This is a genomic window from Herbiconiux dendrobii (assembly GCF_052048175.1).
Lineage (GTDB): Bacteria > Actinomycetota > Actinomycetes > Actinomycetales > Microbacteriaceae > Herbiconiux.
Map to the genome: position 1 here is coordinate 488140 of NZ_JBLZQV010000001.1, position 13173 is coordinate 501312.

The following is a 13173-nucleotide window of genomic DNA, read 5'->3' on the forward strand; positions in this document are numbered from 1 at the left end:
CGGCGCGAGCGGGGCGACACCGTGACCCTGCGCCGCACGCTGATCCTGAGCGTGCTGGGGCTGATCGCCCTGGCGGGCGTCATCATCGGCCTCGTCAGCACGCTGGCCCTGAACGGCGTGCTGCTCACCCAGCTCGACAATCAGCTGCGGGATGCCTCCAACCGCACCATCATGCAGGTCACCAGCCAGAACGGCCCGCAGCCCGGGTTCTCGCTCGGCCAGGCCGCAGGGACCATGGTGGCCGTCGTGTCGGGCGGCACGGCGACCGACGGGATCGTGCTCGATCAGAACGGGCAGGCGCAGTCCCTGACCGGGAGCGAGCTGGCCTCGCTCGACGGTGTCGTCGCGAGCCGTGCGCCCACCACCGTCTCGATCGAGGGGCTCGGCAGCTACCGGATCGAGGCCCAGACCGTCACCACCGCCGGCGACATCGTGGTGACGGGCCTCCCGCTCGCCGACGTGAACAGCACCATCTCGGGCCAGATCGTGGTGACCGTCATCGTGACGCTCGGCGTGATGCTGGCCGCGGGCATCGTCGGCCTGCTGATCCTGCGCCTGGCCCTGCGGCCGCTCGAGCGGGTGACCGCCACGGCGAGCCGGGTGGCCGAACTGCCCCTGGACCGCGGCGACGTCGCGCTCGCCGAACGCGTTCCACTGGCCGGCACCGACCCGCGCTCGGAGGTGGGGCGGGTGGGCCTGGCCTTCAACCGGATGCTGGAGCACGTGGCATCCGCTCTCACCTCACGACAGCGCAGCGAGAACAAGGTTCGGCAGTTCGTGGCGGATGCCAGCCACGAACTGCGCACGCCGCTCGCGTCGATCCGCGGCTATGCCGAGCTGACCCGCCGTACGGCGCCGGAGCTGCCCGAGGACGTGGCGCACTCGCTCGGCCGGATCGAGTCGGAGGCCACCCGGATGACGACCCTGGTCGAAGACCTGCTGCTGCTGGCCCGGCTCGACGCGAAGCCCGAGCTGGCGATGACGGAGGTCGACCTCTCGCTCGTGCTGGTCGACGCCGTCAGCGACGCCCACGTCGCCGGGCCCGACCACGTGTGGGAGCTCGATCTGCCCGAGGAGCCGGTGACCGTCTCCGGAGACCCGCACCGGCTGCATCAGGTGGTGGCGAACCTGCTGGCCAACGCGCGCGTGCACACGCCCGCCGGGTCGACCGTGCGGGTGTCGCTGGCCGAGCAGGACCAGGTGGCGGTGATGCGGATCGCCGACGACGGGCCCGGGATCGACCCCGCCCTCACGCCGACCCTGTTCGAGCGCTTCGTGCGCGGCGACGCCTCGCGCTCACGGCACGCGGGCAGCACGGGGCTGGGCCTCGCGATCGTGAAGGCGGTGGTGGATGCGCACGGCGGCGAGGTGCGCGTGCAGAGCGTTCCCGGGCAGACGGAGTTCGTCGTGGCGATCCCGACGGCGGGCGCCGCAGAGGGCCGGCGCGCGGCCGAATGATCCGTTTGACCCCCGATCGGGGTACGGTGAGGTCACGGCAACACAGCCGAGGGGGCACCACCCCGAGCCCGAAAGGTTGGGAAACCAATGAACATCCTTCTCATCGTGATCGCCGTGATCGCCATCGTCCTGCTCTTCACCGGCGGCTTCGTGTCGTCGCTGAACTTCCTGCTCTGGGTGGGCGTCATCCTGCTGGTGTTCGCTGTGATCGTCTTCCTCGTTCGCATGATCTCGGGCAACCGCAAGGTCTGATCCCCCTCCTGAACGGCCCGGCCCCTCGCGATTTGCATCCGGGGGCCGGGCCGTTTAGTCTGTACGGAGCCAAAGACCGTAGGTCATCGGTGTGCTCGCGCAAGCGGATGCACCGGTCGAAGATTCGCGAGAGCGAAGTCCCACGCAGGTGATCGAAGTAAGTGCCGCCTCGCGCGGTGTTCTCGCTCCGGCCTCCTGTGCCGGAGCTTTTTTCTTGTCTGCTTCTCTTCATCGTGTTCGTCACGAGCCCACGGTCGCCCCGGCTGAAAACCAATCATCATTAGGAGCGCCATGGCGAACAAGGAAGCCTCGGTTGCCGAGCTCACGGAACTTTTCCAGAGCTCGACCGCCGTTCTGCTGACCGAGTATCGCGGTCTCACGGTCGCGCAGCTGAAGACGCTGCGTGGCAACATCCGTGAGCACGCGTCATACGCCGTGGTGAAGAACACGCTGACCAAGATCGCGGCGAACAACGCCGGCATCTCGTCGTTCGACGACGAGCTCGTCGGCCCGTCCGCGATCGCGTTCGTCCACGGTGACCCCGTGGCCGTCGCCAAGTCGCTGCGTGACTTCGCCAAGGCAAACCCTCTTCTCGTCGTCAAGGGCGGTTACTTCGACGGTAACCCCCTGTCTGCCGAAGAGGTCACCAAGCTCGCCGACCTCGAATCCCGTGAAGTGCTGCTGGCGAAGCTCGCCGGTGCCTTCAAGGCTTCGCTGTTCGGTGCCGCATATCTCTTCAACGCACCGCTGTCGAAGGCCGTTCGCACGGTCGAAGCGCTGCGCGAGAAGCAGGAGTCCGCTTCCTGAGCTTCGGCTTCGGATCGCGGTTGAACTAACTACCAAACAAGGAGAACATCATGGCAAAGCTTTCCACCGAGGAACTGCTTGAGGCTTTCAAGGAGCTCACGCTCATCGAGCTGAGCGAGTTCGTCAAGGCGTTCGAGGAGACCTTCGAGGTCACCGCGGCTGCCCCCGTCGCCGTCGCCGGCGCTGCCGGTCCGGCCGCTGCTGCCGCCGAAGAGGTCGAGGAGAAGACCGAGTTCGACGTCATCCTCGAGGCTGCCGGCGACAAGAAGATCCAGGTCATCAAGGAGGTGCGCGCCCTCACCAGCCTCGGCCTCGGTGAGGCGAAGGCACTCGTCGACGGTGCTCCCAAGGCCGTCCTCGAGGGCGCCAACAAGGAGACCGCCGAGAAGGCCAAGGCCCAGCTCGAAGAGGCCGGCGCCACCGTCACCCTCAAGTAGTCTCAGCCACTACACGCGAGAAGCCCTGCACCGGACGGTGCGGGGCTTCTCCCGTTAACCCCGGCCCAGCACGGCCAGGCAGGATGCGGCGTGGGCTGCGGCGTCGGCCGCCGTCGGGGCCGGGTCGAGCGCCAGGAGACGGCGGCGGTGCCGCTCGCCGAGCAGGAGGGCGTAGAGGGCCTCGGCCCGGGGGAGAGCGGCGGATGCTGCGGGCTCGCGATCCGTGCCGGCTGCGTCGGTGGCATCCGGAGCCGTCAGGTGGCGGGCGAGGAGCGCGATGGAGTGGCCGGGCCCTGCCGCGTAGAAGCGGCGGGCGAGCTCGGGGAAGCGGGGGGCTTCGGCGATGACCGAGCGGTGCAGGGCGATCGCGGCGTCGGAGTGCAGCACGAAGACGAGCTCGGCGGCCACCTGCTGCAGCGTGGCGCCCTCGCCGGCGATCGCCCGGATGCGGTCGTGCTCGCGCTCCACGGCGGCGTCGAAGACGGCCGCCTTGTCGCCGTAGTCGGTGTAGATCGTGCGTTTGGTCACGCCGGCAGTCGCGGCGATCTCGTCGAGGCTCGATCCCGCGAAGCCCCGGTCGCCGAACGAGCCGACCGCCGCATCCAGGATGCGCGTGCGCCGACGATCGCGATCGTCGGCGGTGGGCCTGCCCCGCTTGGCCGGCCGTGTGGTGTGCACCTGCGTGTGCATCTGCGCCTCCCCGCATCCGTTCGGTTAATGATACCGTGAAGTGTCATTAACCGAGGAGAGGACGCCCGCCATGGCCCTGATCGCGCACATCGCCATTCTCGACGACTGGGAGTCGGCGCGGAACCTGGGGGAGTACGAGGTGTCGACCCGCGGCGTGAGCCTGGACGAGGCCGGTTTCGTGCACGCGGTGGTGCCCGGCGGCGTGCACGGCGTGCTCGACGAGTTCTATTCCGACGTGCGCTTCGCCCTGGTGCTCGTGCTGCTCGACACGGAGGCGCTCGCCGCCGGCGGTCTCACCGTGAGCGAGGAGACGGCGGGGTTCCCGCACATCCACGGCGGCCCCATCCCGACCGACGGTGAGGCGGTCGTGGCGGTGCTGCCGATCGAGCGGGCCGCGGGGGACTTCGTGCTGCCCGACCTCACGCCGTTCGTGGCCGCGGGGGAGCCGTCGACGAACGGATGATCAGCTGCGACGGCAGCATGGTGTGCTCGGCGGGTGGCGTCCAGCCGGGCTCTTCGAGCTGACGGATGACCCGGTCCACCGCCTGCTCGCCCTGCAGGTCGGGGCGCTGCTCGATGGTGGTGAGCCCGAACAGCTCGGCCAAGGGGTGGTTGTCGATGCCGATGACCGAGAGGTCCTCGGGCACCGAGAGGCCCAGTTCGCGGGCCGCCAGGATGACGCCGATGGCCACCTCGTCGGAGGCGGCGAAGATCGCCGTGGGGCGGCGCCGGGGATCGCCCAGGATCTGCTTGCCCACACGATAGCCGCCCGGGATGTCGAAGCGCGCGGCCACGAAGGAGTGCTCGTCGTGCGGGATGCCGGCGGCGTTCAGCGCCTCCTGGTAGCCCATCAGGCGCTTGGAGTGCACGTGGAAGTCCATCTGCTCGTCGATGTCGCCGCCGACGTGCATGACTGCGCGATGGCCGAGCAGCAGCAGGTGCTCGGTGGCCAGCCGGGCGGCCGCGACGTCGTCGATGCTGAGGGTCGGGATGCCGGCAAGCGGGCCGCCGATGCCCACGATCGGCTTGCCGAGCGCGAGCAGCCGCTCGGCCTCGCCCGCCGTGATCTCGAGCGTGACGGCGATGACCGCGTCCACGCGCTTGCGCACCAGGAAGTACTCGAACACCCGGAGGCGCTCCTCGACGGTCTTCGTGACGTTGTAGAGCATCAGGTCGTAGCCGCGGTCCAGCAGGGCGCGCTCGACCCCCTCCAGGATGCTCGCGAAGAACCACTGGTTGATCATCGGGATGATCACGCCCACGTTGTTCGTGCGCCCGGTGACCAGGCTGGAGGCGCTCGAGGAGACGACGTAGCCCAGGCTGGCCGCGGCATCCGACACCTTGAGGCGGGTCTCGGCCGAGACGTAACCGCGGCCGCTCAGCGCGCGGGACACCGTGGCCTTGGACACGCCGGCGAGACTCGCGACGTCTTCGATACCCGACACGGCGACCTCCTCGTCTGCAAACGCTTCCAGAATCCTAGCGCCAGTTCGGTCACGAAGAGGAAACCGGGCTTGGCGGGAGCGTCGGGATCTGTTACCGTGAGAGCGCTCTCTGCAACCGAATCGTTACCTCCTCGATCTCTCGCGAGACCGAGTTGTGGTTTGCTATCGGTTATGGAAAGGTTTCCCTACACACGCCGCCGATGGCACCACAACGGGGGCGTAACGTCCTAGCCCGATCAACGGATCGGCAACGTGGCCGGGTCAGACCCCGCGTCACAACTACTCAATGAGGAGGAGAAATGCGGTCACTCTTGCACCGTCGTGTCACAGCACCCATCGCCGTCGCGGCAGCTCTCGGACTGACACTCGTCGGCTGTTCCGGTAACGCCGGCGGCGGATCCGGCAGCAGCGACACGGTCGGCGAAGCCGACGGCGTCGTCACCGTCTACGGCACGATCGCCGACACCGAAGCCGAGCTTCTCGAACAGTCCTGGGCGGACTGGGAGAAAGAGAACAACATCGACATCCAGTACGAATCGTCGAAGGAGTTCGAGTCGCAGATCGGCATCCGCGCCCAGGGCGGCAACCCGCCCGACCTCGCGATCTTCCCGCAGCCGGGTCTGCTGTCCGACCTCGCCTCGCGCGGCTTCATCCAGCCGGCCCCCGAGGCCGTCGAGAAGAACGTCGACGACAACTGGTCGGCCGACTGGAAGGCCTACGGCACGGTCGACGACACCTTCTACGGCGCGCCGCTGATGGCGAGCGTCAAGGGCTTCGTCTGGTACTCGCCCAAGCAGTTCGCCGACAACGGCTGGGAGGTTCCGAAGACCTATCAGGAGATGCTCGACCTCACCGCGAAGATGCAGACCACCACCGGCAAGGCGCCGTGGTGCGCGGGCTTCGGCTCCGGCGACGCCACCGGCTGGCCGGGCACCGACTGGGTCGAAGACCTGGTGCTGCGCCAGGCCGGCCCCGACGTCTACGACCAGTGGGTGAAGAACGAGGTCAAGTTCACCGACCCGCAGATCTCCGACGCGTTCACCTCGGTGGGCGACATCCTGCTCAACCCGAGCTACGTGAACGCCGGCTTCGGTGACGTCTCGTCGATCAACGCGACCGCCTTCGGCGACGTGGCGAACGCGATGGCCGACGGCACCTGCTCGCTCACCCACCAGGCCTCGTTCTTCGACGGCTTCCTCACCGACGCCGGCGCGACCGTCGGCCCCGACGCCGACATCTGGGCCTTCGTGACCCCGGCGGTGACCGAGGGTGAGACCGCGGTCACGGGTGGTGGCGAGATCGTCGGAGCCTTCTCCAACGACGCCGACACGCAGAAGGTGCAGGAGTACCTCTCCAGCTCCGACTGGGCGAACAGCCGCGTGTCGCTCGGTGGCGTCATCTCCGCGAACAAGGGTCTCGACCCGGCCAACGCGAAGAGCCCGATCCTGCAGGAGGCGATCAAGATCCTCCAGGACCCTGACACCACCTTCCGCTTCGACGCCTCCGACCTGATGCCCGGTGCCGTCGGCGCCGGAACCTTCTGGAAGGGCATGGTCGACTGGATCAACGGCACGCCGCAGGCCGACGTGCTGACCGCCATCGAGGGTGGCTGGCCCACCAACTAGGCCGGTCCATCCGAACGGATGCCACGAGGCCGCCCGAAGCGATTCGGGCGGCCTCCTCGCACCCGGTGTCCCCGCCTCGTGTACGGTGTCAGCACGGCGCCAAGGCGCGCCGGACCGTTCCTGAGTTCAGAGTCGCACTCGAAAGGTTGTCATGTCGGAATTCCTCCTGTGGGTGGGGAAGCTGCCGCCGTTGGCGCAGATCCCCATCGTGGTCATCGCCTTCGGCATCGTCGTCGCGCTGATCCTCTTCTTCGTGGAGATCGCGCCGCGTTCTGGCCGCAAGTACACGATCATCCGCTTCGCCGTCTGCCTGCTCGCACCGACCCTGGTGCTGCTGCTGCTCGGCTCCGTGTGGTGGGCGGCACTCATAGCAGCTGCGCTCGGCGCGCTGTTCTTCGTGCTCGACCGCCGCTCCAAGCAGGGGGCCGGTTACCTCTTCCAGCTGTTCGGCTTCCTCGCGCCGGCCATCATCCTGCTGCTGATCGGGCTCATCTACCCCACCATCAAGACCGCCGTCGACTCGCTGTTCTCCAGCCGCGGCAACTTCGTGGGGCTGGACAACTTCGTCTGGGTGCTGACCAACCCGCAGAACCTCCGGGTCATCCTCAACACCATCATCTGGGTGCTGGTGGTGCCCGCGGCCTCCACCATCTTCGGGCTCGCCTACGCGGTCTTCATCGACAAGAGCCGCGGCGAGAAGTTCTTCAAGATCCTGGTGTTCATGCCGATGGCGATCTCCTTCGTGGGCGCCTCCATCATCTGGCGGTTCGTCTACACCTACCGCCCCACCGACGAGAACCAGATCGGTCTGCTGAACCAGATCGTGGTCTGGCTCGGCGGCCAGCCGGTGCAGTGGCTGCAGGAGTCGCCGTGGAACACCTTCTTCCTCATCGTGGTGCTGATCTGGATCCAGACCGGATTCGCGATGGTGGTGCTCTCCGCCGCCATCAAGGGCGTGCCCGCCGAGCAGTTGGAGGCCGCGGAGCTCGACGGCACCAACGCCTGGCAGCGGTTCACCAACGTCACCGTGCCGGGCATCCGTTCCTCGCTCATCGTGGTGATCACCACGATCTCCATCGCCTCGCTGAAGGTGTTCGACATCGTGCGCACGATGACCGCGGGCGCCAACGACACCAGCGTGCTGGCGAACGAGATGTACACGCAATTCAAGAACTTCGAGTACGGACGGTCCGCGGCCTTCGCGGTCATCCTGTTCATCCTGGTGATGCCGATCGTCATCTACAACGCCCGGCAGATCAAGAAGCAGAGGGAGATCCGATGAGCGCCGTCCAGCCGATCGACCTGCCGATCGACAAGTCCACCGAGAATCAGCTGCGCAGCGGCGAGAAGGCGCTCGAGCGCGGCGAGACGACGGTGCGGCGCACCAAGCGCCGTCTCACCAGCCGGGGCGCCACGATCGCGGCCCTGATCATCGCGGTGATCTGGACCATCCCCACCTTCGGTCTGCTGATCTCGTCGTTCCGCGAGCGGAACGACATCCAGACCACCGGTTGGTGGACGATCTTCTCCAACTGGGGCTTCACCCTCGACAACTACTCCGAGGTGCTCGGGGCGGGCAACTCGCAGGTCACGATCGCCTCGTCGTTCGTGAACTCGATCGCCATCACCATCCCGGCCACCCTCATCCCCCTGGTGATCGCGGCGCTGGCGGCCTACGCCTTCGCCTGGATCGACTTCAAGGGCAAGGACTGGCTGTTCATCGGGGTGTTCGCCCTGCAGATCGTGCCGATCCAGATGGCGCTCGTGCCGCTGCTGTCGCTGTTCTCCCGCGGTCTCGTGGTGGGGAACGACTTCATCTTCTCGGGGATCCCCTCCAACGGCACGTTCTCGCAGGTGTGGATCGCGCACACGATCTTCGCGCTGCCGCTGGCGATCTTCCTGCTGCACAACTTCGTGTCGGAGATCCCGCGCGAGGTGATCGAGGCGGCTCGGGTGGACGGCGCGGGTCACGGCCAGATCTTCTTCCGCATCATCCTGCCGCTCACCATGCCGGCTCTGGCCTCGTTCGCGATCTTCCAGTTCCTCTGGGTGTGGAACGACCTGCTGGTGGCGCTGATCTTCGCCGACGGCTCGGTGGCGCCGATCACCAAGCTGCTGGCCGAGATCACGGGCTCGCGGGGTCAGGACTGGTACCTGCTCACGGCGGGCGCGTTCGTGGCCATCGTGGTGCCCCTGGCCGTGTTCTTCGCCCTGCAGCGCTTCTTCGTGCGCGGCCTGCTCGCCGGTTCGACGAAGGGCTGACGCGGGATCAGGCGCGGCGGTACGTGCCGTCGGGGGCTCGGCTGACGAGCCCCCGACTCTCGAAGGCGTCAAGCCAGCCGCGCATCGGCCAGCGGTTCCAGCGCTCGTGAAAGAGCGTTGCGTTGCGGAGGATGGCGTCGAGGTGGCGCACCGGCGGCGACTCGACCGGATGGTACTGGTGGAAGGCGCGGGCACTGCCGATCCAGGCGAGGTCGACGCCGGCCTCGCGGGCCGTGTGGGCGAAGTCGGTGTCTTCCCCGCCGTAGCCGACGTAGCCCTCGTGGAAGCCGCCGATCGTGCGCCAGGTCTGTGCGGTGACCGCGAAGGAGAGCGACCAGAACAGGTCGTGATCGCCGCCCAGCTGCACCTCGCCGGGTGCGGGAGCGGGACGGGCCGGATGCGGCTCGGCCGCGGGGAGAGCGGCCAGGTCGTAGCCGCCGGGCGGGGGAGGCGGCAGGTAGGCGACGGGGCCGCAGAGCAGGCGGCCGCGGGTGGCCGGGTCCATAGCCGCTCGGGCATATGACGCGACCAGCTCCGGATCGGGCAGGCAGTCGACGTCGAGGAAGACCAGCACGTCGGCGCCCGCGGCGAGGGCTGCCTCGGCACCGCGGTTGCGGGCGGCGGCGAGAGGGAGGCCTTCCGCGTCGGTCGCGACCGTGACGGTCCGCGGGGCAGGGCCCCCCGGGGCGGCGACGGATGCCGTGGCCGCTTCGCGCGCGAGCTGGGACTCCAACTCGGGGTCGTCGATCACCACGATGACGTGGTCGTCGGGCCGCCGTGTCGACAGCGCCAGCGCTTCGCGCTGCCGGGCGAGGTGATCGTGCCGGCCGTGCACGACGGTGATGAGGGCGACGCGCGTCATCCGGTCACCGTGCCCGGCACGGACGCCGATGGGGCAGGCGCCCAGAGCGCGGCTCGCTCGATGGCGCGGGCGGCACGTTCGGCTCCGCCACCGTCGTTCCAGTGCGACCAGCGCGCGGCGGGCAAGGAGCGGGCTCGGTCGAGCAGGGCGGGCCAGTCGACGCCGACCGGCGCGGCGTCGTCGGCGAGACGGTCGAGGGGGACGACCGGGTAGCCTGCCGCGGCGAGGGCGGCGGCGGTGGCCGACTGCTCGTCGTGCGGGCGCGACTGCGCGATCAGGATCGCGGGCCGGCGGGCGGCCGCGACCTCGGCGATGGCGTTCTGCCCGGCGTGCGTGATCACCACGTCGGCTGTGCGGATGCTCTGCCACGGGTCGTCCGACCATCGGCCGTCCGCACCGCCCAGCACCTCCCACGTCCAGCCGGGACTCGAGGCTCGTGCGCGATCCAGCGCGGCGGAGCCGAAGCCGCCGCCTCCGGCGCCGTTCAGCACCAGCACCCGACCGCCGCCACCGGTGCCCGTGGCGGCCGCGTCGGGAGAGGTGGGGGTGGGCGCCGGGGAGACGGGCGCGAACCGTGAGATGGCACCGACCGGGACGAGCTTGGCGAGGGTGGCCGGTGTCAGCCCCTTCGCGAGCGGCGGGATGCCGGTGGGCCAGGCGGCGAGCACCGTCGTGGCCAGGTCGTACCCGAGGCGGTGGGCCGGGTCGTCGCGGAGGCCGGGGAGCGCGAAGGTGACCACCGGCACGCCGAGCAGGCGCGCCAAGGCGACGACCTCGACCGAGATGTCCACCACCAGAGCCGATGGGCCGGTCCGCTGGATCCACGCGGCGATCGCGGCCATCCGCTCTCTCAGGCCGGCGTCGCCGAGCGGAACCCAGTGCAGGCGGTCTCCGGCCGTGGGGTCGAGCGCGGTGGTCCCCTCGTCGTCGCGGGCGAGCTGCACCCAGTCGCCCGACCAGTCGCGGGGGCGGGAGAGGGAGGACAGGCCCGTCACCTCGTCCGAGAGCCGCGCCGCGATGGCGGCGGCGCGGGAGGCGTGCCCCTGCCCCTGGTGGTGCACGTAGTACCCGATCACCATGCCGTACCCGTACCCGTACCCGTACCCGTACCCGTACCCGTACCCGTACCCGCGCTCACGCGGCCATCGCGAGTCCGCGCGCGTCGTCGTAGAGGCGCTCGTAGGCCTCGACCATGCGGTCGAGCGAGCAGTGGGCCACCGCGTGGGCGCGCACGGCGTCGCGCGGCAGCAGCGAGGCGACCCGGATGGCCGAGGCGAGCCCGCCGACGTCGTCGGGAGCGCACAGCCGGCCACCGGCCGCACCGACCACATCGGTGAGACCACCGCGGGCGAAGCCGGCCACCGGCGTGCCACAAGCCATCGCCTCGGCGGCCACCAGGCCGTACGGCTCCTCCCACCGGGGAGTGACCACGCAGACGGCCGCGTGGCCCACCCGATGGGCGAGCTCGGCCGAGGGCAGATGGCCGAGGTACCGCACGTCGGTGTCGAGCCGCGGCGCGATCTCCCGGTCGAAGTACTCGGGATCGTGCGCGGGACCGGCGAGATCCAGCGGCACACCGGCGAGCCGCGCCGCGTCGATGGCCGCGTGCGCTCCCTTCTCGGGCACGAGCCGGCCGAACCAGATGGCGCGTTCGCCGCCCGGGCCCGCCTTCCAGCGCTCGGCGTCGATGCCGTTCGGGATGACGTCGGCCGTCACCGCGTGCGCCCACTCGTCGGCCGTGTGGCGCGACACCGCCACGAAGCGCGCCGAGGGTGCCGCGAAGCGGATCGCCGATTCCAGCCACGGGGTGGGCGGGGTGTGCAGGGTCGTGACGAAGGGCACCTCCAGCGCCGACGACATCGCCACCGGCAGGTGGTGCAGGCTGTTGTTGTGCACGATGTCGAAGCGCTCGTGCCCGGTGGCCGCGAGGTCGAGCAGCAGGGACAGGTAGGCGTGGTGCTCTTGCATCCAGGCCTCGGGCGGGGCCCCCACGTCGCTGCGCGCGCGACTGCTGAGCGACACGGACGCCACGTCGAGCGTCTCGACGTTCAGCGCCGGGTCCGAGCCCGGCCCGGCGAACAGCGACACGGCGTGCCCGCGGGCGATCAGCGCACGGGCCAGCGAGTGGGTGTGGGCCTCGAGGCCGCCGGCGAAGGGCTCGGCCACCGGGAAGCGGCTCGACGCGATGAGGCAGATCCGCAGCGGCGTCATGCGCGCGGCCCGGATGCGATCAGCCCGGCGTAGAGTCGCGTGTGCTCGGCGCTGACCTGCCGCCGCTGCAGCCGGCGCTCGGCCACCGTGGCCGGGGCGGCGGGACCGGCCGCGTACGCGGCGCGCACCGCCTCGGCCAGCGAGTCCCCGTCGAAGCCGTCGTCGTCGTTGCCGTACTCGAACACCGGTCCCTGCTCGCGGTAGTAGCCGCAGCTGGGAGCCAGCACCGCGGTGCCGAGGTCGCGGCACGCCTCGAGCCAGCCCGAGTGTGTGCCGAAGCGGTACGGCAGCACCGACACGTCGAGCGAGGAGAGATAGCTCCACAGCTCGGCGTCGCTGAAGTAGTCGTGCACCCGCAGGTCGATCAGGCCCTGCTCCGCCGCCGTGGTGAGGAAGTCGGCGAGCTCGGCCGCGTGCCGCTGCCCGCTCGGCAGCAGCACGTCCGAGTGCCCGTCGACCTGCAGCACCGCGCCGGGGATCTCCCGCAGCGTCTCGGTGAGCACCCGGATCACCGGCAGCGGGTTCATGCTCGCGCGGAGGCTCTTCACGTGCACGCCTACCCGGAACGAGTCGGCGCTGCGCTCTCCGGCACCGGTCGCCCGGTGTTCCTGCACGGCCTCCATCGTCTCGAAGTCGACCACGTGCGGATGCGGCAGCACCGTCACCGTGCGCCCCCACCGCTGCTGGATCTCGGCCGCCGCACCGGGCGTCAGGGTGATCAGCGCATCCGCGGCCGGGATGAGCACGTCGAGCTGGGCGTCGTGCTCGTCGCGCGTGCTGTGGTGCGGGTTGCGCAGGTCGTGCACCGTGTAGACCAGTGGCCGCCCGCTGTCGCGGAGCGCCTCGGTGAGCTCGCGCAACTGAGCGGGCGAGCGCGCGTCGAAGCCGAACTGCAAGTGAAAGAGGTCGAATTCCTCGTGCGAGCGCACCCACGAGGGTTCGAGCATCGCCGGCGGCCACCAGCGCGACACCGCCGAGCGGCGCGGGTCGTCGGGATCGGGATCGGCCAGCCGGCGCACGGCGGGCCCGGGGGTCGCGCGGGGCGAGTCGACAGGGGCCAGGTGCCGCACGTAGACGTGGCCGGACGGGACGGACGCCACCCGCACCGCAGAGGCCGACGTGTC

The 13173-nt window shown here is 69.7% G+C and carries 14 protein-coding genes; 8 read left to right on the top strand and 6 right to left on the bottom strand.

The genetic code is table 11. The features are described from left to right. Window positions 1–21 precede the first annotated feature (21 nt). The 4 genes from ACN4JJ_RS02320 to rplL all read left to right on the top strand — a co-directional run bounded on the left by ACN4JJ_RS02320 (window position 22) and on the right by rplL (window position 2954). Window positions 22–1458, top strand: a complete 1437-nt coding sequence (locus ACN4JJ_RS02320; RefSeq protein ID WP_440708290.1) for a sensor histidine kinase — start codon at window positions 22–24, stop codon at window positions 1456–1458. 87 nt (window positions 1459–1545) lie between these two features. Further along, window positions 1546–1710, top strand: a complete 165-nt coding sequence (locus ACN4JJ_RS02325; protein ID WP_291051130.1) for a hypothetical protein — start codon at window positions 1546–1548, stop codon at window positions 1708–1710. 291 nt (window positions 1711–2001) lie between these two features. After that, window positions 2002–2517, top strand: coding sequence for a 50S ribosomal protein L10 (rplJ, locus tag ACN4JJ_RS02330; protein ID WP_440708291.1), 516 nt, complete (start codon window positions 2002–2004; stop codon window positions 2515–2517). Window positions 2518–2567: 50 nt separating this feature from the next. Further along, window positions 2568–2954: a 50S ribosomal protein L7/L12 gene (gene rplL / locus ACN4JJ_RS02335; RefSeq protein WP_440708292.1), complete on the top strand. Its 387-nt coding sequence runs from the start codon at window positions 2568–2570 to the stop codon at window positions 2952–2954. Between the two features lie 54 nt (window positions 2955–3008). Here the strand turns inward: rplL and ACN4JJ_RS02340 are convergent, their stop codons facing one another. Further along, window positions 3009–3644, bottom strand: a complete 636-nt coding sequence (locus tag ACN4JJ_RS02340; protein ID WP_440708293.1) for a TetR/AcrR family transcriptional regulator — start codon at window positions 3642–3644, stop codon at window positions 3009–3011. A gap of 70 nt (window positions 3645–3714) precedes the next feature. On the opposite strand from ACN4JJ_RS02340, the gene ACN4JJ_RS02345 reads away from it, so the two are divergent. Continuing rightward, a complete protein-coding gene (locus tag ACN4JJ_RS02345) occupies window positions 3715–4107 on the top strand; it encodes a DUF952 domain-containing protein (protein ID WP_440708294.1) in 393 nt (130 codons plus the stop codon). Here the strand turns inward: ACN4JJ_RS02345 and ACN4JJ_RS02350 are convergent. After that, entirely contained in the window at window positions 4064–5089 is a 1026-nt protein-coding gene (locus ACN4JJ_RS02350; RefSeq protein WP_440708295.1) for a LacI family DNA-binding transcriptional regulator, read from the bottom strand. The two genes, ACN4JJ_RS02345 and ACN4JJ_RS02350, sit on opposite strands and share 44 nt — an antisense overlap. Before the next feature lie 299 nt (window positions 5090–5388). On the opposite strand from ACN4JJ_RS02350, the gene ACN4JJ_RS02355 reads away from it, so the two are divergent. From ACN4JJ_RS02355 to ACN4JJ_RS02365, 3 genes are all read left to right on the top strand, one after another. Further along, a complete protein-coding gene (locus ACN4JJ_RS02355) occupies window positions 5389–6714 on the top strand; it encodes an ABC transporter substrate-binding protein (protein ID WP_440708296.1) in 1326 nt (441 codons plus the stop codon). Between the two features lie 151 nt (window positions 6715–6865). Then, on the top strand, window positions 6866–7996 hold the full coding sequence (locus ACN4JJ_RS02360; RefSeq protein WP_440708297.1) for a carbohydrate ABC transporter permease: 1131 nt from the start codon (window positions 6866–6868) through the stop codon (window positions 7994–7996). Then, the gene (locus ACN4JJ_RS02365; RefSeq protein ID WP_440708298.1) at window positions 7993–8976 is read left to right on the top strand and encodes a carbohydrate ABC transporter permease; all 984 of its coding nucleotides are present in this window, start codon (window positions 7993–7995) and stop codon (window positions 8974–8976) included. Before ACN4JJ_RS02360 ends, ACN4JJ_RS02365 begins: the two co-directional genes overlap by 4 nt. A 7-nt stretch (window positions 8977–8983) precedes the next feature. Here ACN4JJ_RS02365 and ACN4JJ_RS02370 read toward each other — a convergent pair whose 3' ends face one another. From ACN4JJ_RS02370 to ACN4JJ_RS02385, 4 genes are read right to left on the bottom strand one after another with little or no spacing between them, the layout of a single operon-like run. Further along, on the bottom strand, window positions 8984–9838 hold the full coding sequence (locus ACN4JJ_RS02370; RefSeq protein WP_440708299.1) for a glycosyltransferase family 2 protein: 855 nt from the start codon (window positions 9836–9838) through the stop codon (window positions 8984–8986). Beyond that, entirely contained in the window at window positions 9835–10917 is a 1083-nt protein-coding gene (locus tag ACN4JJ_RS02375) for a glycosyltransferase (RefSeq protein WP_440708300.1), read from the bottom strand. Before ACN4JJ_RS02375 ends, ACN4JJ_RS02370 begins: the two co-directional genes overlap by 4 nt. A 55-nt stretch (window positions 10918–10972) precedes the next feature. Then, window positions 10973–12049 (bottom strand): glycosyltransferase, encoded by a 1077-nt coding sequence (locus ACN4JJ_RS02380; protein WP_440708301.1) that lies wholly within the window; start codon window positions 12047–12049, stop codon window positions 10973–10975. Beyond that, complete coding sequence (locus tag ACN4JJ_RS02385) at window positions 12046–13149, bottom strand: glycosyltransferase family protein (protein ID WP_440708302.1); 1104 nt, start codon at window positions 13147–13149, stop codon at window positions 12046–12048. The genes ACN4JJ_RS02380 and ACN4JJ_RS02385 overlap by 4 nt, the downstream gene beginning before the upstream one ends. Window positions 13150–13173: the final 24 nt, after the last annotated feature.

Coding starts and splice junctions, on each gene's coding strand:
- ACN4JJ_RS02325 (WP_291051130.1), top strand. CDS start 1,546: ATGAACATCCTTCTCATCGTGATCGCCGTGATCGCCATCGTCCTGCTC.
- rplJ (WP_440708291.1), top strand. CDS start 2,002: ATGGCGAACAAGGAAGCCTCGGTTGCCGAGCTCACGGAACTTTTCCAG.
- rplL (WP_440708292.1), top strand. CDS start 2,568: ATGGCAAAGCTTTCCACCGAGGAACTGCTTGAGGCTTTCAAGGAGCTC.
- ACN4JJ_RS02340 (WP_440708293.1), bottom strand. CDS start 3,644: ATGCACACGCAGGTGCACACCACACGGCCGGCCAAGCGGGGCAGGCCC.
- ACN4JJ_RS02345 (WP_440708294.1), top strand. CDS start 3,715: ATGGCCCTGATCGCGCACATCGCCATTCTCGACGACTGGGAGTCGGCG.
- ACN4JJ_RS02355 (WP_440708296.1), top strand. CDS start 5,389: ATGCGGTCACTCTTGCACCGTCGTGTCACAGCACCCATCGCCGTCGCG.
- ACN4JJ_RS02360 (WP_440708297.1), top strand. CDS start 6,866: ATGTCGGAATTCCTCCTGTGGGTGGGGAAGCTGCCGCCGTTGGCGCAG.
- ACN4JJ_RS02365 (WP_440708298.1), top strand. CDS start 7,993: ATGAGCGCCGTCCAGCCGATCGACCTGCCGATCGACAAGTCCACCGAG.
- ACN4JJ_RS02370 (WP_440708299.1), bottom strand. CDS start 9,838: ATGACGCGCGTCGCCCTCATCACCGTCGTGCACGGCCGGCACGATCAC.
- ACN4JJ_RS02375 (WP_440708300.1), bottom strand. CDS start 10,917: ATGGTGATCGGGTACTACGTGCACCACCAGGGGCAGGGGCACGCCTCC.
- ACN4JJ_RS02380 (WP_440708301.1), bottom strand. CDS start 12,049: ATGACGCCGCTGCGGATCTGCCTCATCGCGTCGAGCCGCTTCCCGGTG.